The 18,575-nt window shown below is 61.7% G+C and carries 16 protein-coding genes; 4 read left to right on the plus strand and 12 right to left on the minus strand.

Annotated features, from left to right (window positions below; genetic code table 11):
• Positions 1 to 74: 74 nt before the first annotated feature.
• The gene (locus J7355_RS15430) at positions 75 to 1,172 is read right to left on the minus strand and encodes a hypothetical protein (RefSeq protein ID WP_209064289.1); all 1,098 of its coding nucleotides are present in this window, start codon (positions 1,170 to 1,172) and stop codon (positions 75 to 77) included.
• The gene (locus J7355_RS15435; RefSeq protein ID WP_209064291.1) at positions 1,169 to 6,097 is read right to left on the minus strand and encodes an N-6 DNA methylase; all 4,929 of its coding nucleotides are present in this window, start codon (positions 6,095 to 6,097) and stop codon (positions 1,169 to 1,171) included. The genes J7355_RS15430 and J7355_RS15435 overlap by 4 nt, the downstream gene beginning before the upstream one ends.
• 145 nt (positions 6,098 to 6,242) lie before the next feature.
• Between J7355_RS15435 and J7355_RS15440 the strand changes: the two genes are divergently transcribed.
• Positions 6,243 to 6,389, plus strand: coding sequence for a hypothetical protein (locus J7355_RS15440; protein ID WP_209064293.1), 147 nt, complete (start codon positions 6,243 to 6,245; stop codon positions 6,387 to 6,389).
• A gap of 95 nt (positions 6,390 to 6,484) precedes the next feature.
• Here the strand turns inward: J7355_RS15440 and J7355_RS15445 are convergent, their stop codons facing one another.
• The 3 genes from J7355_RS15445 to J7355_RS15455 form a co-directional block, all read right to left on the minus strand.
• Complete coding sequence (locus tag J7355_RS15445; RefSeq protein ID WP_209064294.1) at positions 6,485 to 8,191, minus strand: ATP-binding protein; 1,707 nt, start codon at positions 8,189 to 8,191, stop codon at positions 6,485 to 6,487.
• A gap of 240 nt (positions 8,192 to 8,431) precedes the next feature.
• Positions 8,432 to 8,668: a hypothetical protein gene (locus J7355_RS15450; protein WP_209064295.1), complete on the minus strand. Its 237-nt coding sequence runs from the start codon at positions 8,666 to 8,668 to the stop codon at positions 8,432 to 8,434.
• A 184-nt stretch (positions 8,669 to 8,852) separates the two neighbouring features.
• Positions 8,853 to 9,263: a hypothetical protein gene (locus tag J7355_RS15455; protein WP_209064296.1), complete on the minus strand. Its 411-nt coding sequence runs from the start codon at positions 9,261 to 9,263 to the stop codon at positions 8,853 to 8,855.
• Positions 9,264 to 9,408: 145 nt separating this feature from the next.
• Here J7355_RS15455 and J7355_RS15460 point away from each other — a divergent pair, with 145 nt between their 5' ends.
• Both J7355_RS15460 and J7355_RS15465 read left to right on the plus strand, forming a co-directional pair.
• Positions 9,409 to 10,638 (plus strand): DNA polymerase IV, encoded by a 1,230-nt coding sequence (locus tag J7355_RS15460; RefSeq protein ID WP_209064297.1) that lies wholly within the window; start codon positions 9,409 to 9,411, stop codon positions 10,636 to 10,638.
• Entirely contained in the window at positions 10,638 to 11,060 is a 423-nt protein-coding gene (locus J7355_RS15465) for a hypothetical protein (RefSeq protein WP_209064298.1), read from the plus strand. The genes J7355_RS15460 and J7355_RS15465 overlap by 1 nt, the downstream gene beginning before the upstream one ends.
• A 15-nt stretch (positions 11,061 to 11,075) precedes the next feature.
• On the opposite strand, the gene J7355_RS15470 is transcribed toward J7355_RS15465, so the two are convergent.
• The 6 genes from J7355_RS15470 to J7355_RS15495 all read right to left on the minus strand — a co-directional run bounded on the left by J7355_RS15470 (position 11,076) and on the right by J7355_RS15495 (position 16,084).
• Positions 11,076 to 11,870: a hypothetical protein gene (locus tag J7355_RS15470; RefSeq protein WP_209064299.1), complete on the minus strand. Its 795-nt coding sequence runs from the start codon at positions 11,868 to 11,870 to the stop codon at positions 11,076 to 11,078.
• A gap of 453 nt (positions 11,871 to 12,323) precedes the next feature.
• Complete coding sequence (locus tag J7355_RS15475; protein ID WP_209064301.1) at positions 12,324 to 12,548, minus strand: hypothetical protein; 225 nt, start codon at positions 12,546 to 12,548, stop codon at positions 12,324 to 12,326.
• A 12-nt stretch (positions 12,549 to 12,560) separates the two neighbouring features.
• Complete coding sequence (locus J7355_RS15480) at positions 12,561 to 13,064, minus strand: hypothetical protein (RefSeq protein ID WP_209064303.1); 504 nt, start codon at positions 13,062 to 13,064, stop codon at positions 12,561 to 12,563.
• A 54-nt stretch (positions 13,065 to 13,118) separates the two neighbouring features.
• The gene (locus tag J7355_RS15485; protein WP_209064305.1) at positions 13,119 to 14,384 is read right to left on the minus strand and encodes a site-specific DNA-methyltransferase; all 1,266 of its coding nucleotides are present in this window, start codon (positions 14,382 to 14,384) and stop codon (positions 13,119 to 13,121) included.
• An 88-nt stretch (positions 14,385 to 14,472) separates the two neighbouring features.
• Positions 14,473 to 15,516 carry a hypothetical protein gene (locus tag J7355_RS15490; protein WP_209064307.1) on the minus strand — a complete coding sequence of 348 codons (1,044 nt, stop codon included), beginning with the start codon at positions 15,514 to 15,516 and terminating at the stop codon, positions 14,473 to 14,475.
• 70 nt (positions 15,517 to 15,586) lie between these two features.
• Positions 15,587 to 16,084, minus strand: a complete 498-nt coding sequence (locus J7355_RS15495) for a hypothetical protein (protein ID WP_209064309.1) — start codon at positions 16,082 to 16,084, stop codon at positions 15,587 to 15,589.
• A 150-nt stretch (positions 16,085 to 16,234) separates the two neighbouring features.
• Between J7355_RS15495 and J7355_RS15500 the strand changes: the two genes are divergently transcribed.
• Positions 16,235 to 16,930, plus strand: coding sequence for an adenylosuccinate synthase (locus J7355_RS15500; RefSeq protein WP_209064311.1), 696 nt, complete (start codon positions 16,235 to 16,237; stop codon positions 16,928 to 16,930).
• A 109-nt stretch (positions 16,931 to 17,039) separates the two neighbouring features.
• Here J7355_RS15500 and J7355_RS15505 read toward each other — a convergent pair whose 3' ends face one another.
• The gene (locus J7355_RS15505; RefSeq protein WP_209064313.1) at positions 17,040 to 18,434 is read right to left on the minus strand and encodes a DUF945 family protein; all 1,395 of its coding nucleotides are present in this window, start codon (positions 18,432 to 18,434) and stop codon (positions 17,040 to 17,042) included.
• Positions 18,435 to 18,575: the final 141 nt, after the last annotated feature.

An 18,575-nucleotide genomic window follows, 5' to 3' on the forward strand; every position in this document is an offset into this window, starting at 1 on the left:
ATCAAAATCTCACATTCCAGAGGCCTAGTGCTACAACGACAAGACTTGGCCTCGGAACCTGCGCTTAACCTTAATTACTTAGCGCTGCATCGCGGCGGATCGGACAATGAACGCCCACATGAGTCGATGATATCGACGTACGGTTCCAGCATCGCATCGTAGGTCGCGCACTGAGCCTGGTTCGACGCCAACGCATCGATCAACACGTCATCGAAAATGATGTCCTCGAAGGTGAGGAGATCGCTCAAGGTTCGTGAGATGTGCGGAAGCTGCGACGCACCCTGTAGACGACACGCCGTGCGTAGGCGATCGACGGTCTGCCGGGCCCGAGACATAGCCGGGCAATGATCATCGTGCGATTTCTTGTTCCGGGTTCGCCGCGCTGGATCAAAAAAGGTGACGCGATCGGCCCGCGTCTCTGCATGTGGCCGCGTACTGGCGGTGACTTCGGCCTGGCGCCGCGCTCTTATCTGCTCGATCCGGCGTATGAGCTGGGCACAGGGCAGGATCAGTCGTGCGATCAGGGTGCGTAGTGCCTGGCGATCGGTGTCCAGGTCTGCGATGAGCGTGTCAGCGGCCCGTTGATACCCTGTCGCTACCTGTCGACCGCGGCGCATCTGGTCTTCGGCACGTCTGATCGAGCGTGGCACGAGCCAACCGAAACACCGGGAACGCTCGTAGAGTGCCGCCCGGCCGGGGCTGTTCGCGGCCCAGTCGAGATATTTCCCCGCCGGCCCACGTATCGCGTGCAGGCTCTGGTGTCCCTTCGCCCGCAGAGTGCCTATATGGCGCCGTGCGCGCAGTTCGAAGCCATCAGCACGGGTCAGTGCGTCCAGTGGCGGCAGTCGCAGGGTGTGGAGTGATCGCGAAAGGGATTCGAGGGGCATGTTTTCTGCGTCGCTCAGCAGGACTCCGAGATCCTGAAAGTAGCGATCGATCAGGCGTTGCCACTGCCGCAATCGTTCAGGCGAGGGCAGAGGTTGGCCCAGCGTCCCGCTGAGATCATCAACGGGCAGAGTGTCCAGCCGATCGATGAGGCGGCGCGGTACGTTGTTCGCCTTCGAGATAGCGGGCGCCCCATTGGAAGTGCCGGCGCCCCTGGGGGCGCCGTGCTCTTGTGGTGGGAGCGCAGAGCGGACGCGATTATCAAGGTGTGTCATGGACATGGTCATGCCGCCTTGGTGGCCTGCTCTGCGGCCTCCATCAGTTCGCGGTTCAACACCTTCTGACGTTCGAGCAAGGTTTCGAGCAGGTCTTGATCCTCGAAATCCCGGCCTTGCTGAGTGATCAGACCGGCGTGCTCCTGTTCGAGCGAGTCGATACGGGCCTGAATGCGCGCGCCGCGCTGGTTAAGGCTGTCGAGCAGATCGTTGAGCACCGCCCACGCTCGCTCGCCGCTTCGGCCAATGACCTCGTAGAGCGGTACCGCGCCGTCGAGGATCAGGCGGTAGCCCTTGCGGTACTCGCTGGTAAGTCCGTGCTCGATACGCCACTCGAAGCCTCCGAACGTGCCGAGATACAGGCTGGTGCTGTGACCCCGTAGCGCGTCCTTGCCGAAGGCGCGAACCGCCTTTTGTGCGGTGTCCGCGTCCTGCACGCGCTGGCCGTTGGCCAGTTCGAGCACGCGTTCGCCCGAAAGCACGTTCATATCCTGCTGGTGGCCGTGCAAACGCCGCTGTGCGTCGTCGAGGTGATAAGCGATTTCGCTTAGGCGTCGATCAATACGGGCCTGCGAGTTGCGGTGGTAGCGATAACGCAGCTTGAGACGGTCTACGCGATCATCGATTTCGACCTTCTCGCGGATGCGCGGATCGCCCGACGCCAGCGCCATGATTTCGGCATATTTCGGCTCGACGGTATCGGCAATCCGACGCTGTGCTTTGTCCGGCGAGGTCAGCGCTTGGGTGATGAATCCGGCCTTGCGCTTCAACGTCTCCCACATAAATTCGGCGTAACTGTCCCGCGTTACATAGGTGTGGATTCGTACCGAATCGTGCTCGTTACCTTGCCGCAGGCCGCGCCCGTCGCGCTGGTCGATATCGGCAGGGCGCCACGGTGCATCGACGTGGTGAATATCGCTGATCTTGTCCTGGGCGTTCATGCCCATGCCCATCTTCGCGGTCGAGCCAAGCACGACCCGCAGCTGCCCGGCGCGCGCAGCGGCATAGAGCTGCTGGCGCTGGGCGTCGGTCTTGTAGTCCTGCGCGAACGCGATTTCCTCGGCGGGCAGGCCGGCGTCGATCAGCAGCGTGCGCAGTTCCGTGTAGATCGAGAAGCGGTGCGACTTCGGCGTTCCCAGATCGCAGAACACCAGCTGCACGTTGTCACCGCCACGCACGTAGTAGTGATCAATCGTCTCGGCGACCTGACGAAGCATGCTTCCGGGGTCGTCGTTGGCTGCCGGGTCGATCAGCCGCATGTCGAGGCTGGCATGCCGCCCGTCATTGGCGATTTTCAGTATGTTGTCGTCGCGCTTATCCACCGCACCCGATCGGCATAGCGCCGCGCGTTCGCCTAGCACCTTCATGTACGCGATAAGTGCATCACTCGGCTCGGCTACGTGGTGGTGACGGTCGGCCTCCGGCGTCGGCAGATCGAGGTCGTCAGCCATTTTCACATCGGCGAAAGAGCGGAACAGCCGAACCAGCTCTGGGACGTTCACAAATCTGCTAAATCGAGAATGGACGCGGTATCCGCTACCTTCCGGGGCACGTTCGAGAGCGGCAACCACCTCGCCGAAAGCAGCGGCCCAGGAATCGAAATGAGCAATGTCGTGCTCGGCGCAGAGGTTGGGGGCCAGATACTTGAGATTGGTATACAGCTCGGTCATTGAGTTGGAAATCGGCGTACCCGATGCGAACACGATGTTGCGCTGCTCGTGCGGCGACTGGGCCATGACCCAGCGGGTTTTCATAAACAGATCGAGCGCGCGCTGAGAGGCCGCATTTGTCACGCCGGGGATCGATCCCATGCGGCTTCGAATTTCGAGATTTTTGAACAAATGCGATTCGTCAATCAGCAGCATATCCACGCCGAGAGCTTCGAAGCACAGGCCGGCGTGGTCGCGCGCCTCCTGGTTGGCGAGCTTGTCGAGACGTGCCTCAAGCCGCCGTTTTGCCATTTCGAGGTTCTTGATCGAGATACGGTCGCCGTTGTTGGCTCTCGTCTCGTTAATCAAGTCTTCGTACTCGGCGATTTCGTTACGGATGAACTGCTCGACGTACTGATCAGACAACGGCACGCGACCAAACGACTCGTGCGTCATCACGATCAAGTCCCAATTCCGCGAGCTAACTTTCGCGAGGAACTGACGGCGACCGTGCTTGGAAATATCTTCCTTGCGCGCGATTAATACATTGGCGCCCGGATAGAAGCGCAGGGCTTCGGCGGCGAAGTCATAGAGTAGGTTGTTAGGCACTACCACCATTGGCTTGCGAGCCAGCCCGAGGCGCTTGGATTCCATCGCGGCGGCGACCATCGAGCCGGTCTTGCCCGAACCCACGACATGCGCGGCGTAGGTGTTGCCGGACTCGACTACGCGCCATGCGAAGTTCGCCTGATGCGGGCGCAGCGTGCGCGACAGCGACAGGCCGGGGAACGTCAGGTGCGACCCGTCATAGATGCGTTCAACGCGGTTGTTGAAACGCTCGTTGTAGATCGAGCATAGATGATCGGTGCGCTGTCCTTCCGACCATAGCCACTCAGCGAAGGCTTCCTTGATTGAGGCGAGCTTTTCCTGTGCCTCGTTGCTCGCATCGAAATCCTTGACCTTGTTTCCGTGGGTGTCGTACGTCCAGACCACCGGCAATTTCTGATTCAGCGCGTGTTTGATCAGCTCAATAGGCGAGAAATTCGGGGTGCCATACTGGGCAAAGGTCGAGCGGTCGCAGTGGTACTCGGATATATCGACTTCCCAGAGGCCAAGCGCCGGAGTGAAGCTGACAGCGCCATACGGCACGTGCCGATACGCCGGCACACCCCGGTTGTTCCGATTGCCCGGTGCGGCTTCCATGCCGAGCAAATGGCCGGCGAACTGGTGATAGACCCACTCAGGCACCCATGGCGCGCCCAGGTTGACGTCGATTTCCCCGGCGCCCAACGGCTCCGGCTGGATCGCCTGCAGGGCATCGACGTTTTCGCGGTAGTCGCCGTCTGAAAGGGCGGCTTCGCGTGCTTCGGCGAGCTTGACCACGACATTGCCCGACAGGTAGCGGCTGGCCGTCTCCCATTCATCACTACGCGGGTTGCGATAGATCGAGCCGCGCAATTCTTCGCGAATCTCCGGCCATTCCTGATCGAGCAGGGCGCACAGGCGATCGGGCAGCACCCGCCCGTGCTCGTTCAAGCTGACAGCGAGGGCGTCATGCGGCGTCTTGGCGCGTTCGACACGCTCGGGCAGGCCGATGGTGCGCTCGGTAAAAATCTCGGTCTTCGTCGCCGTCTGCGTCTTCTCGTCGTAGTGCTCCAGCGACAGCAGCACGGCAATAGCCGGATCGTTGCACATGGCGCGACGATTGGCGGGTTTGCTGATCGGTCCGTAGCGCTTGGTCATGGCGTCATAAGCCCGGTGCAACTTCGCCTGCGCGGCGTGCAGATCGACAAGCGGCGCCTGCTTCACCTGCGTTGCGATGACCTCGTAGGCGGCATCACGTACCGGAATCATCAGGGCGATGCGCTTTTCGGCGGTCTTGGAGACCTTCACGACTTCGAGCACGCCTTCGGCCCCAACGACGCAAAGCGCGCCGTTATCTTCGAAGGTGAAGGCGCCGACCTGAATGCTCGAAAGGCCATCACCGCCCAGCTGAACCGTTTGTTTCTCGATCTGCTGTTCGACCGCATCGGCGGCCTCGACATAGACGCCCTGCGGCAACTGGTCAGCCATAGCCTGATAGCCGTGCGAGGAGTCGGCGCGTACCAGCAGCTCCGGGCCAAAGCGACCCTGACCGATGACGCGCTCGCCGAGCACCGCTTCGGGGTGTTCGTCGAAATAGGTGTTCTGCTGGATCGATCGGCCGTTGTCGGCCCAGTCGTCCACGTTGACCCAGGCCAGCTCGCCCGGATCGTCCATACGGGCTTGATCGCGCTTCTGCAGGAACAGAACGTCTGCGGCGACCTGTGTATTGGCGCTGTCCTTGAATGCCGAACTGGGCAGGCGAAAGGCGCCGCAGAGGTCGGCACGCTTGGCAATCTCGCGGCGCACACGGTTATCTACCTTGTCGAGCGTACCGTGGGTCGTCACGAACGCGATCAGGCCACCCGGACGTATCTTGTCCAGCGTCTTGAGAAAGTAGTAATCGTGAATGCGCAGGCTCGCGAAGCGACCCCCGGTATAGGCGCTATCCGTCACGCCGAAGTCACCGAAGGGTACGTTGCTGATTGCCAGATCGAAGCGATTGTTCGGCAGGCGCACGGATTCGTATCTGTCGGCATGCACCGTGGCGGAGGGATAGAGACGCGACGCGATTGCGGCCGCTTTGGGTTCGCACTCAACGGCGGTGAACTCGCAGGCCAGATCATTAGGGCGTCGGCCAATGAAATGCCCGATGCCTGCGGCAGGCTCAAGCACCCGGCCACCCGTGAAACCGAGCTTACGAACGCCCGACCAGATCGCATCAATCAGCGCTTCGCTGGTGTAGTAGGCGGTCAGCACGCTACCCGTGATCGCCGGCCAGTCGGCGCCATCGATATAGGTACGCAGCGTGTCGCGCGTCTGGGCGTACTTGATGCGATTTGCAGGCGTGACTTCGTCGAGCACATTCGCCAGTCCGCCCCAGCCCACGTAGCCCAACAGAGCGTTTCGCACCGAATCCGACAGGGCATCGCCCTCGCGATCAGCCTCCGCGTCGAGCGCGGCCAGCGCATCGAGGTTCGCCTTGAGACGATCGGCGTCCTGCCATGCCCCCTGATCGATCATGCCGTCCGGCAGGCAGACGTTGTGATCTTCGCTCGTATCGATCGATACGACGGTTGCACGGCGCTTGCTGGCCCGTGCCTGGGCCTGCTGCGCCATGACCTCGGCGTGAGCTACTTGGATTGCGGCAACAATGGCGGCGCCGTCGTCGTCGAACAGGGAAAGTTGGCTTGCGGTCTGTGTCATTTCTAGCGCTTCGGTGTGTTCCGATAGAGCTAGACTCGGGCGCGCTACGAGCGCCGCAAGCGGTTATTTCGTGATGCGTTGTATGCTTTGAGAAGCGCAGAAATTTCACGCCCTGTCAGGGTGTTATCGTCGTATCGCGGGAACCATGAAAGTATTTTTGACAACCTTCGTCATCGTCACGCCGATCGCATACATGGTCTGGAGCGGGGCGGATAATCCCACTGTCGCGGCGGCAATCACCGGGCTGGTAGTCGGCGCCGGCATGTCGGTTGTGTACGCGCAGAACCCGTAGCGCGCCCGACCCCACACAAAGAAAAGGGGCGGTCATCACGACCACCCCTTGAGGTATGCCTACTCGGCGTTATCGCTGTCGCACACGGGCCGGCGTCATGCAGCGTTCTCGACCGTAAGCTGGCCGTGCTCGTCGAAGCTGACGGTGAACCGCTTGTTACGGATCGTATCGAGCGACGAGATACTGCTCTCGCCCAGAGTGGCAGCGACCACACGGCTCATGTCGTCGCAGTAGATCGCGCGAACTTGGGCAATCAATTCGCTCGTCATCGCATTGAAGTAGTCAGGGTCGAACGTGTCGTTTTCGCTATCCCAGAAGCTGATAAACGTCTGGAAGGCATCATCGTTGACCGTGGCCGGCAACAGCACTGGCTTGCCGTCCGCCTGTGGAAGCGCCCAGTCATCGAAACGAACGGTGCCCAGTGGGCCATCCATCTCGACGGCCTCGCAGATGCTGGCCCGGAAGCGATAATGGATTGACTGCAAGGTCTCGGTCACGACTCGGCCAGTCGCCCGATAGCTCAGGCTCGTGTTATCGAACTCGCTCAGCATCGGGTGAATCCAGTGCCCAGCGTCGTACTCCGATGTTTCTATTACCACCGTGTTGAAGTGGGCCAGATAGATGATGGTCGGGCTGACCATTTCGTCGTCCTGGTGTTCTTCTTCGAGTGTGTCGCAAAGGGCGTTGTATTGGGCCCGTGAGATCACGAGATCGGCCGCCTCGATCTCTTCCTTCGTCACCATGGGTCGGTGCGGCCAGTAGCGTCGCGCGTCGTCAGTATTCGAGCGCAGAATCGCGCTTTCGTCCAGCGTCATCCATTCACATTTTTCGGATGCGAGCAGAGGGATGTCGTTGAGTAGATCGAGACAGCCTACCCGCTCCAACAACTCAATATCGAAGCGTGATGCGAACGCCGCGGCGTCCAGTACAGACTTCATCCGGCGCACATACGCACCCAAGAGCGCGCGGATCACCGGCGCGATCAAAGCTGCCGATTCACGCATGTCGAGCAGCTGTGCCCGATCAGGCAGGCGGGCCTTGAAGCGCCGGCTATCGAGGTGGACAACATGACCGTAGTCGAGGCCCGCGTCCGTGGTCTTCAAGATTGCTTTGGCCGTCTCGTAATCATCGGAGTCTGCGACCAGGGCGCGGCGCGACGGGCCGGTTACGGGCAACCCCTGTAGGTAATACGTCGGTCTGACATTGCGCGTGGCCAATGCGACCCTGCCCACCGGGCTATCAACGAAACGCTCGTCGTCATCCGCGTCCGGGCGCTCGAGTTCTTCGCCGTTGAGCGTGACCGGCAGTGGAAAACCCCGCACGAACGAGCGCAAGTCCGATTCGAGGTGTTTCGACGACACCGTGATTCCCGACAACCCGATCGTCGTACCCGCGACAGACGATGGCTCGGCGGTGACGGGGGTGGGCTGGCGCGATAGCAGCAATTCGGTATTGCAGCACATCCGGTCGCCGTTCGATACGACATCAATGAATTCGGCCGCACAAAGCGCGCTGAGAAAGCCGATTCCGAACGGCTTGTCGTCAGCCATGGTCTCGGCATCCCAGCCTGACTCGCAGATGGACACGAGGCCCGACCAGTCGCGGATGCCGCTGCCGTTATCGACTACGGTCAGACGAGAGCCGTCCTCGTAGTCCTCGATCGTGAAATCGATACGTGTCGCGTCGGCGCGGCGAGCGTTCTGCAGCAGTTCGCCGAGAAACGTCGTGGAGTTCGTGAAGGAGTTGCGAAGCAGGTCGAGGAGGCGGTCTTCGTTGACGCCCATGGTGACGGTCTGGCTCATGTCTGTAGTCCTGAGTGGTGTGTATCGAGCCACTTCAGGTTCGGCCCTGTGGGGTGCGCCGCAAGGGAAAATCACACATGAGGGCAGGCGCAAGAACAGCGTCGTAGGGTCTCGCGACCGGCCAGATGACGGTGGTGCCGCGGGCCGCCAACATAACGGCGAGCGTGTTGTGATGGGGTCAGTCGCCCGACAAGACGGAGGCTCGCGGGCAGGGCACCCGCAAGCCTCTTTCGGTCTCAACTACTCGCAGTCGAGATAGAGGTTGCGATCGCTGGAATTAACACGCCAGGACGAAGGCGTGCTGGAGGACGCGCTTGTCCAGCCACCCCGGTACTCGTTCCTGCCGTCATCGTTCTCGTTGTAGAGCCGGCACTTTGTAAGCCCGCCACCGGAGGCCGCCGCAGTCGCCATCCGCACGCCGTATTCCGAGCCGATGTCCGACGAATCGGCAGCGAAGGCGGGTACAGCCGCTGCCATCGAAAGCACAACAAATACCCCAAGACCATTCATTCTCATAGCACACCAGTACAACTATCTTGATGGCCTAACCGCTTCCAATAGTAGGGAAGCGAAATGACGCCATGATGACGATCCGGTGAAATTTTTTGTGACACCTTCATGACGGTGTGAGCGGGCGCCGGCTCTCGGGCGAGTGCCTGAGTCACACGACCACTGGCACATCGAAACGGCCGCCCGTGCTCGAGCGCAGCGGGAACGCGGCACTGCGGAGCACCTTCAACACATGACGTGACCGCCCGGCATGAAACAGACGGCGGATCGTGTAGTTGCTAAGTGCGGAAATCCGCTCGCTCGCGACCATGTCCACCAGCTCGTCCACGCTACCGGCCTTGGGCATCAGGATCTCCAAGATATCGATGAAGTCGCGCAGCTGGGCCTGTGCATCGGGGGTGAGCCGCGCCTCGGGGTCGTAGATCACCCGGGCCGGCAGACCGGTCAGATCACCCAGGAAGCCCAGACTCACACCGAGCATTCGCGCGAGGGCATAGATATCGATGTCGTTGTCGACGTAGGCGTTCTGATCGAAGTTCAGGGGCAGGGTTTTCGTTGTCATCGCGGAACTCTCGTTTGGTGATGCCGGCAGGCGCTGGCGGTAAGAGCAGGCTGATCCAGCTGTTGAGCGCCGCAAGGTGTTCGTCGCTGTTGCGAATCCGAACGGATGGCATAAGCTGTATATCCATACAGTAAACGCAGACGACATGAACACCTGGCAGAGAATGATTTGCCTTTGGGATGGGAACGCTTTTTTCGCGGCGATCGCTCAGATGGACAACCCGACGTTGCGTGGTCGTCCGATTGCGATAACCAATGGCATGAAGGGCACCGCGATAATCACCTGCTCATACGAAGCGCGGGCTTATGGCATCACCACGGGCATGCGTCTTCGTGAGGCGCGCAAGTTGTGCCCGGAGTTGATCCAGGTGCCGTCGCAGCCGGAGCGATACGCCGAAGTCTCAACCGCGATCATGGACGCGCTCCAAGTGGTATCCCCGGATACGGCCCGATTCTCGGTGGACGAGGGCTTCATCGACCTCACGCGAGTACAGCGACTCCATCGTATGGATGCATACGGCTTCGGCCGCTGGATCAAGCGCGTGATTTTCGACGCGTCGGGGTTGCTGTGTTCGGTGGGCATCAGCGGTGACAAGACGACGGCGAAATACGCCGCGAAGCTGCAGAAGCCGGACGGGCTCACCGTCATCGAGCCCGATGTGGCAGAGGCGAGGCTGGCCGATGTGCCGGTGACTGACCTGTGCGGCATCAGCGACGGGATCGGCGCATTTCTCGCCGCCCGCGGCGTCCATCGCTGCGGCCAGATGAAAAACATTCCAATTTCCGCGCTCGCGCAACGCTTTGGCAATCCTGGCCGGCGCCTCTGGCTCATGGCCCAGGCGAAAGACCCGGAGCCGGTGATGGAAGACACACGCCCGGCCAAGACGATCGGGCACGGCAAGGTGGTGCCGCCGGATACCCGCTCGCGTGAACTCATCGAGACCTACCTCATGCACATGGCCGAGAAAGTCGGGCGGCGGCTGCGGCGCAACGTGCTGGAGGCTCAGACCTTCAGCATCGGCTTGCGTACCGACTTGGGCACGATCGGCGCCAAGGCGCGGAGTGTGACCCCGACCGACGATGGCGCCGCGATCTATGCCTTGGCCCGTGGCTTCTTGTCGTCGCGCTGGGATGGCCAGGGTGTCTCGCAGGTACAGATCAACGCGCTCGATCCGCGGCCCCGCTCGCAACAAGCCGACCTCTTCGCTGAAGGCGCACACGCCAATGCGCCCCTGAATACCGCGATCGACGAGATCAACGCGCGCTTCGGTGGCTTCACGGTTCACCGTGCGCCGTTGTTGGCGCGCTCAGAAACCCCGGACGTCATCGCCCCGAGTTGGCAGCCCGGCGGTTCGCGAGACTCGATCGGCCACTGATGAGCTGGGCGGTACGTTTCATTCATGACGGGCGTGAGCTGGTCAGCCGGTTCCCGTCGGGCAAAGCCCTGTTGCCGGTGTCTACACGGTGCGGCGCGCAGATGGTGCTTGGACGGTGGGGCCGGCGCCCCGGCGAGACCGGTGTGTTACCGCTCGGCGGCTGGGCCCATCGCACGCATCTGCAGGCTGATGTCTGGGCGCCCTACGCGCCGCGATCGGCATTGCTGCCCGTGGTGGGCTTCGCGGAGCGGGACGTCACCGGGCGCGAGCGATGGTTCGAGGTAACGCGCGGTACCTACATCCAAGGGGTGGTCGCACGAGTGGACCGGGAGTGTCGGATCTATATCGTCACGTTGGACTGCGCCCCCGACGAGACGGAGTTCGAGCGATGGCCGCGCCTGGTGACCTGGGTACCGCGCTAGCGCAAGGGCGCTGCGCTACCCCTGATGCTGGTCATGTCGATCGCGATCGAATGCCGCGGTATCGCTATCCGGGTCGAAGAATGCGAGGGATTTCACGCGGCTGATGGCGCGCCGGTAGGGGAGATTCTCACGCCAGCCTTTCCAGTATTGCTCGAACGAGAACGGCCGCACGTTGTATGCCTCGGTTGTCAGAACCCGACCAACCGCGTCCACTAGGGCGTCCCATCGCGCTTCGAAGGGATTGCCGAGATAGTCACGTACCAATTCGCGTAGACCAGGGCTCTGCCCGTGATGACGTTTCACGTACTCGTCGAGGCACCGGGCACGTTCGATCGATCTTGAGCGGTGCGACGCGGACAGGAACGCTTCAGCGATTTTTCGGACGAGATCCGTTTGCGTCTTGTCGATGGCCGCCATGTCTTGCAGAGCCTGCCAGTCGGCATCGTGACCCGGCGCAGTTTCGTTGGCGCGCTCGAAGCTGTTGGCGAGATTGCCGAGCACATGCAATGCGACATCGACGAGCTCGTTCTCGTCGCTGCTCAGATAGGTGCGTAGCGGATTGTCCTGCTCAAGCTCGGGAATCGCACGCTTGACCGCATCGTGTCCGCGTTTCAGCCGCGAGTTGATCAGGGCGCCGGCACGAACCTTCTTGATCGCCATGTCTTCGGTGCGAAATGCGCCGCTCATCACCTGGGACCGGGGGGTGGACCTGCGCCCGTAGCACGTCTTTTCATGGTCGCAGATGCGCCGACATACCCAGTGGTAGTTGTCCGGGTCGTACGCGTAATCGGTATTGGCGTCGATGACCATGAGGCAGCCGCACTCTGGACAGCTTGGACGTGCATCGGTCAAATCCGCCATTAAAAAACCTCGCGCTGAGTTATCGGCATGCCTGCATAATGCAGACACGGGTATCAAAAAAATCCCTAGCTAGGTCAACAACATAACGCAGCATCCGCTGCGAACGCGATGTGCATCAGCAGGGAGGAACGAAGATGCCGTATGCGACCGTCAGTTCAAGGGATGGATCGCTGCAATCTGGGCAAAAAATAAAATGGCGGCGTCGGGTGAAGCCCACGAAACGCCCGACGCCGCCTGTTGCCGGGGCCTGTGGCCTCTACGACAACGGGTGGAGCGGCCGGCATCCACCAACCACCGGCAGTAGCGCTGCGAAACACAGCGCTGGGCACCATACGCGATTGGAAGAGAAGGTCGCTCACACCCCTATAAAGGGGGTGGAGAGGAGTCTCTCCAAAATCGGCATTAAGCGTCGGCGTTGTTCGCTTTCTTGATGCCGCGTTTGACCAGGTCTGCCTCGACGGCGTCGCGCATCTCGGCGGTCAGTTCGTTATCGGGGATGGGTGTCGCCTCACCGAAACGGGTCAGTGACATGCTGTCGTCTTCTTCGATCTTATAGACCAAAAGCTCGCCAGCAGCGCGCACGACGCCGAGGTCATTGGGTAATCCGGTTCGCGTTACATCCGACATCATGGGCTCCTTCTAGGCCGCCTGCTCAGCGTACTGGCTCAGCGGGTTATCGAGAAAACTGGTGTTGGGCAGGACTTCGCGCACGCGACGCTGAACGTCATCAGCGTCGTCGGTTTCTGCCACCTCGTTGAGTGCGGCCACGATTTGTTCGACGGTGGTGGTCACTTGGCCATCGGCGTTGCACGGCAGGGACTCGACCTGATCCATGCCCGGTCGCCACCAGCGAATTGCGCTGTCGTATTCGTACTTCTGCTCCGCGCGTGCGTCGAAGGGCGTGCCGAGCGCGATCAGCACCGCCTCAGTGGTTTGCATCTCGCCGTAGCGCGCCTGTGCGTCGTACAGGATCACGAGATCGTCATCCGAGAGGTTGATGCCGAACTCGCCGCAATCGATGTCATCGAATGTATCGAGATCGGATGAGTCGATGCTGAACTCGGCAGTGATGTGATCGCGCAGCTGTGCATGGGCGAGGGCGTGGCGCGGAAAGGTTATTTCGCCGTAGAAACGATCAGCCATGTGAATACTCCTGCTCGGTGCCTGATTGGGTGAGATAACAGCTTCGGCCCCCGCTCAGGCGCCGCAAGCGCTATCCGCGGCGAACGTACCGGCGAAATCTTGCGTCATGGAGAACCCGGCAGCGTGGCGAAGCCGTTCTGCACCGCCGCGGATGTATTCGCCGTAACGCTCGCAGGCCAGCCAGCGCCGGCCGAGGCGTTCCGCTGCCACAGGCAGTGTCTGCGACCCGGCCATGATGTCGACCGCCAGATCACCCGGCTCGCTGAGGAATTCCACGAGGAAAGTCGCGAGAGAGACGGGAAACGGCGCGCCGTGGCAGGGCAGGCCAAGCGAGACGGCCTCACGCTTATAGCGCTGCTGATCGGTGCAGCGATGCCCGAGCGACAGCACGTTGCGCGGGATGCGCCCCGGTGTGACGTTGGCGAACGAACGGCCCGGCCGCAGCCGATAGGCGCCGTCCTGGCTACAGGTCTCGCGGACCTCGCCGCCGGCGGCCATGAGTGCGGTATGGCGAGCACTGTGAGGCTGGAGCACGCGGCGGTTGTCGGCGCGTACCTGATCGGGATCGTTGGTCAGCCAGAGCAATGTCTCGTAGCCGGCGTTGAGTTGGACCCGCTGTTTCGACGCGTACTGAACGGGTCCGGGTGCCTTCGAGGGGTTGTGCCAGATCAATGCGTCCATCTTCCACAGGCCCAGTCGGTCGATGAGCGCGAGCGTCAGGCGTTCGATATAGGGCACACGCGCCGCACAGCCATTCTCGAAGACCTCGTTGCCGAGTACGAGCACGATGCTGCCGCCGGGCGCCAGACGCGCGACGACACCTTCGAGAACGCCGCACAGCCAATCGACATACTGCTCAGCGGCGATTCGGCCATAGGCGCGGCCCTTCGCGATCGGGTAGGGCGGCGAGGTCACGCATAGGGTCACGGGTTCGTCGATACGGGCGATGACGTCGCGGCAGTCACCCCATACCGCCACGCCGAGATCGGTCGAGAAGGCGACCAGGTGCATCCCTCGAACCGGGCGGCGCAGCTTGTGCTTGCCCTCGGCCGTGATCCGCCAGCGTCCGCGGTCAACCCGCTCGATCAGCCCCTGGGTCTTGAGCGTCTGCTGGGACCAGCGCGCCGCGCGGGCATTGGCGTTGTAATCGCGACCCTCGCTAGCGCCGGTGAACAGTTCCATCTGAAGCCCCAGATCCTCGGCGACGGCTTCATATAGCTCAGCGTTGGTCAGCGCCCCGCCGTGCTCGGCGTACGTGCGTGTGACGGCCGTATCGATCGCCGAGCGTTCGATGTCATGTGCCGATATTGATCCGGTCATGGTGAACCTCGGTTGATCTTGCAGCCGGCCGTGCCAGCGCGGCCACTATCACCTGGGTATGGCTTGGGTGTCTTGACGGGTAAGCGCATCAGCCTGGAAGCTCGACCCGCATCGATCGGCCCTGCTGGCGGATGCCGTGCGTCACGCGGGCCTTGTCCGCTGCATCCGCGAAGTCGACCTCGTAGACCTCCGTGGCTGCGTCCTCAGCCATGAAGGCCACCCGGACACGCTCGCGACCGTCATCAATCACCGGCCATACCCGCACCGCGACATCGCGTTTCTTCCAGCCCCTCACCAGGAACGGCCAATCGACACGGGCATGGTCGATCGGGTACCAGCCCAGATGATCCCGAGCACACAAGCGGGCCGTCATGCCGAGGCGCCGGATAGCAGCCAGATCGAGCGGCGTCGCACGGTCAGTCGATCGCACGTAATGCACCGCGAGTGCCGCCGATGCCTCGCAGCTGATCGACCCAGCGGCACAATCAAATGCGAACGCCATACGCTCGCACAGCGAGGTCATGGCGTAATCCGCATGCGCCTTCGACACGGCCGACTCGACATCGGCAGTCATTGGCGGCGCGATCTCGAAGGCTGCATCGCTGTCGCATCGCTCGACGGCACTGGGCTTGGCTACCTTGCCCTTCGACGCATGGGTGATCTCGCTTGTCTGGCTCAGGCCCAGACGATCGACGGTTTCGTTCACCGCACGTTCGATTTCAGCCATGGCATGGGCGGACAGCTTGGCCGTCGAGATGCAGGCGACGGTCAGCGACCGGCGGACCCAACACGTATCGTCCTCGCTCAGGCAATGTGCCGCGCGCGCTGCGTCGAGCATGTCCTGGGTGATGTCTTCACGGTGGGCGACTTCAAAGAAGTTGCACAGCGACGCCGTGACCCGCACGAGGAACGGGCCATCGTGGTCCACGTAGTCGCAGCCCAGCTGATCGCTCTCGATCGAGTCGTCGGTCAGGTAGTGCAGCTGCTCCAGCGGCAGGCGTAGCACGCTCGGCGTCGCATCGAACACGTGGGTATCGATGGTCTCGGCGTAGTCATGCTTGGGGCCGACCCATCGCTGGGCGACGAACTCAATCGTAATGTGGCGGCTGGCGTAGTCGTGGTGCGTCGTCATGGTGTCGTTTCCGTGTGGTCGGTGAGCACGGACAGGTTCGGGCGCCGCGCGCGCGCCGCAAGCCGCGCGATCAGGCAGGCGATGGTCGGGGCAGCCGCAGATCGACCCGGAAGTTGGATGTCAGCGTCGCGAGGTCGTGGTCGAAAAGCGCGCGCCAGTTCATAGGATCATTGGACCTGAGAAGCGCGCTAAGACTTCTGGGCCTGCCTTCCTGCTGTCGATTGATCGAGAGCGTGGTGGGGCGCATTACCCACATGAGGTCGCCCGCACTGAAGTCCCCGACCACATGCCAGAGCAGCTTGAGACGATTATTCGCGTACAAGCGCTCGATCGCCGCATGAACTCGACGCGCGTGGGCGATATCGGCCTCGAAGCTGACAAAGGGGCATGCGATCAGGTGTTCGCCCTTGCTATGGCCTTGGCAGCTTGAAAACGGCGCGACGCCCTCGAAGCTGTCGAGTAGTTCGACCAGAGGCAGCACCTTGGGATCGATCGTTTCGGTGCCGATGACATCGCCGGGTTGGCCTGTGCCGCGCGATTCCTCGGCGTGTAGCAGGAAGGGTTTCATACTCGATAAAGCCCCGCCGTGTGTAGCACCTCAATGGACTTCCGTAACTGTCAGTGCCTTGAGCTACAGCGGCTGTGCGGCCCTACGCGGCACGCAATGCTTGGCCAGAGCCTCCTTTCATGCGGGGAAGCCCATATCGAGTTCATGAGGATGGCGGGACAACAGAAGTCACAGTGGAGCCACGGTCAGCTGTGCGAGATCGCGGCGCGCTGGCTCAAGCGACCCCACAGCAAGGGCGGGCCAGGCTGCAAGCTGGCTCTCATCGAGCCACGCAGCGGATATGACGGCGAAGCACCGGATGCGATCGGGTGGCGAAGTGCCGGCTTCCTGGACGGCACCTATCTGGTCGAGGCAAAGACCTCGCGCGCCGACTTCCTCGCCGACGCACGCAAGACCCATCGATTGGCCTCCTCCGAGCAATCCGCGCTGGGGAACTGGCGGTTTTACCTGTGCCCGGAAGGTCTCATCGATCCGGGGGAACTACCGCCCCAATGGGGTCTGCTCTGGGCAACCAGGCGCGGCGGGATTCAATCGGTCGTCAATCCATTGGATATTCGAAACACCCTCGAAATGCGTGAGGCAGTTGCGTCGCACCGTCTCGAATCCAACCGCGAGCGAGAGCTGTTCATCTTGGTCGGGATGCTGTCTCGTATTGAAACGCCCGAACGTCTCAACGACTTGCTGCGGGTAGCGAACCGAACGAATGCGAGCCTGCAGCGGGAACTCGATCGAGAGCGAAAAGCCAACCGCCGCTTACGCGAACGACTGGTGGAGCGGCTGCAGGAGCAGCCTGAATGGGCCACGAGCCCGATAGCACGGCGTGTGTCTCGTCACGGCGGAGGGTAGTGTGCGTCACGTGCGCGGTGCGACATTGTAAGTGCGCCGGATTGAACGTCTATTGTTGATATTTTCGTCCTGTTGTTATGTAAGGCGATACGAACAGAAGCCGCGTGGTTCAGCCGTTGTCCGGTCGTGACGCGGCCGCATTGGTCATGAGCTGCATCATCAACGCACGCCGCTGCGCTTCAGGCACTGGGGTGCCGTTGATCACGATCTCGTCTGCTGCTGCACTGATGCGCGATACAACGCGGTCGCCTTCGATCCTGGCAAACCCCTGATCCACCATCTGTTGGACCTTGGCCAGCGCGAGGTCGGCGTTCGGCGCTATGCCGGACCACGCCCGAATCAGGCTGATATCGAACGCAAGATCGAGATCGATGTGAAGCCGTTGTATCAGGCTCACCATGGGCGGGGTCTTTGAAATGGCCACAGGCGCCTCGGCCTGATCCAGGCTCATTGTCACGCTCGCATTCATGCCGCCGCTGCGGGCATCGAACTCAGGGATAGCCAGCGTCATGGAAGGGGTGCCGGCCACGAAGGCTTTCAGGGTATTGCCAAAGGCCTCGGCGATCGCCTGCGAGCGCAGCTGCTCGCTCATGGCGGATTGCTCGGCTTGGGTGATCCGTTTCGACAGACCTCTCAGCGCGTCGATACTGATGCCGTCGAGGCGATACTCGATCGTGCCCTCATTCAAAGCGAGATTGGCCGGGGGTGGCCCGGGCAGCTGCATCGTGACGTCGGAGAAGTTGAACGCGGTGCGTGAGCCGAACGTCACGTCGTCGTCGTTGATATGCACATCGTTGTTGATGCGCGCGGAGAAGCCGATCCGGGTGTCCTGGCTGGAGTCGGCGATGTCGACGCGATCAAGGGTAATGATCGCGGTCTGATCCCACACGCCGGGGTTGGGTTTATCCGGATCGAAGGCGACGCCTTCTGCTTTGATAGATCCACCCTTGAAGGCGGCGTTCACGGGCCCGTCAATGATCGTCAGGCCGGGAATCGTGAATTGCATATCCACCACGTCGCCATCGGATTCGAGCGTACCCTCCAGCCCGTCCCAGCGAACGTCGGCCGCGCCATCGACCACGCCGCGCGTTTGCGGCGAGAAGAAGGTCATTTTCATGTGGCCGAAGAGCGGGACGGTCGCGGTGTAGCTGAGCGGCGGTCCGTCAAAGAAGTCCGTCAACGTCTGCATCGAGCCATTCGTTGACGTGACGCTCTCGAGGTAGCCCTCCATCGAAGCCCAGTTGAGCGCCGGCAACGGGCCATGATGAATATCGTAGACCGAGCGCATTGTCACGGCCCCGTTCCGAGCGGTGACGCGGGCCTGTGAACTGAACCAGCCCCGTTGGTACTCGGATACTTCCATCGACATGCCCGCGGTTTCGCCCCATGCCACCGCGTGCTCTTTGAACACATCCTCGATATGCATGCCGACGAAATAGGGCGTCACCAATCCGCCGACGACCAAGACACCCGCGACTGCGGGCAATACAACTTTCTTGTCCACTCCGATCCCCCTTATTTCGTCGTGATTGAGCCGAGCCTAAACGACCGGAAGACGGTATGCCGAGACTTGGCCGATACCCATGAAAGGGCTGTCGACCAAGCGATGCGGTCGCAAGGCCCAGACAGCTTGTGGTTCAGTGCG

Source organism: Endozoicomonas sp. G2_2, from assembly GCF_017744135.1.
Classification (GTDB): Bacteria; Pseudomonadota; Gammaproteobacteria; order Nevskiales; family Salinisphaeraceae; genus Salinisphaera.

What these genes read in the sequence shown, in the direction of transcription:
- J7355_RS15430 (WP_209064289.1), bottom strand. Translation starts at nt 1,172, where the DNA reads ATGACCATGTCCATGACACACCTTGATAATCGCGTCCGCTCTGCGCTC.
- J7355_RS15435 (WP_209064291.1), bottom strand. Translation starts at nt 6,097, where the DNA reads ATGACACAGACCGCAAGCCAACTTTCCCTGTTCGACGACGACGGCGCC.
- J7355_RS15440 (WP_209064293.1), top strand. Translation starts at nt 6,243, where the DNA reads ATGAAAGTATTTTTGACAACCTTCGTCATCGTCACGCCGATCGCATAC.
- J7355_RS15445 (WP_209064294.1), bottom strand. Translation starts at nt 8,191, where the DNA reads ATGAGCCAGACCGTCACCATGGGCGTCAACGAAGACCGCCTCCTCGAC.
- J7355_RS15450 (WP_209064295.1), bottom strand. Translation starts at nt 8,668, where the DNA reads ATGGCAGCGGCTGTACCCGCCTTCGCTGCCGATTCGTCGGACATCGGC.
- J7355_RS15455 (WP_209064296.1), bottom strand. Translation starts at nt 9,263, where the DNA reads ATGACAACGAAAACCCTGCCCCTGAACTTCGATCAGAACGCCTACGTC.
- J7355_RS15460 (WP_209064297.1), top strand. Translation starts at nt 9,409, where the DNA reads ATGAACACCTGGCAGAGAATGATTTGCCTTTGGGATGGGAACGCTTTT.
- J7355_RS15465 (WP_209064298.1), top strand. Translation starts at nt 10,638, where the DNA reads ATGAGCTGGGCGGTACGTTTCATTCATGACGGGCGTGAGCTGGTCAGC.
- J7355_RS15470 (WP_209064299.1), bottom strand. Translation starts at nt 11,870, where the DNA reads ATGGTCATCGACGCCAATACCGATTACGCGTACGACCCGGACAACTAC.
- J7355_RS15475 (WP_209064301.1), bottom strand. Translation starts at nt 12,548, where the DNA reads ATGTCGGATGTAACGCGAACCGGATTACCCAATGACCTCGGCGTCGTG.
- J7355_RS15480 (WP_209064303.1), bottom strand. Translation starts at nt 13,064, where the DNA reads ATGGCTGATCGTTTCTACGGCGAAATAACCTTTCCGCGCCACGCCCTC.
- J7355_RS15485 (WP_209064305.1), bottom strand. Translation starts at nt 14,384, where the DNA reads ATGACCGGATCAATATCGGCACATGACATCGAACGCTCGGCGATCGAT.
- J7355_RS15490 (WP_209064307.1), bottom strand. Translation starts at nt 15,516, where the DNA reads ATGACGACGCACCACGACTACGCCAGCCGCCACATTACGATTGAGTTC.
- J7355_RS15495 (WP_209064309.1), bottom strand. Translation starts at nt 16,084, where the DNA reads ATGAAACCCTTCCTGCTACACGCCGAGGAATCGCGCGGCACAGGCCAA.
- J7355_RS15500 (WP_209064311.1), top strand. Translation starts at nt 16,235, where the DNA reads ATGGCGGGACAACAGAAGTCACAGTGGAGCCACGGTCAGCTGTGCGAG.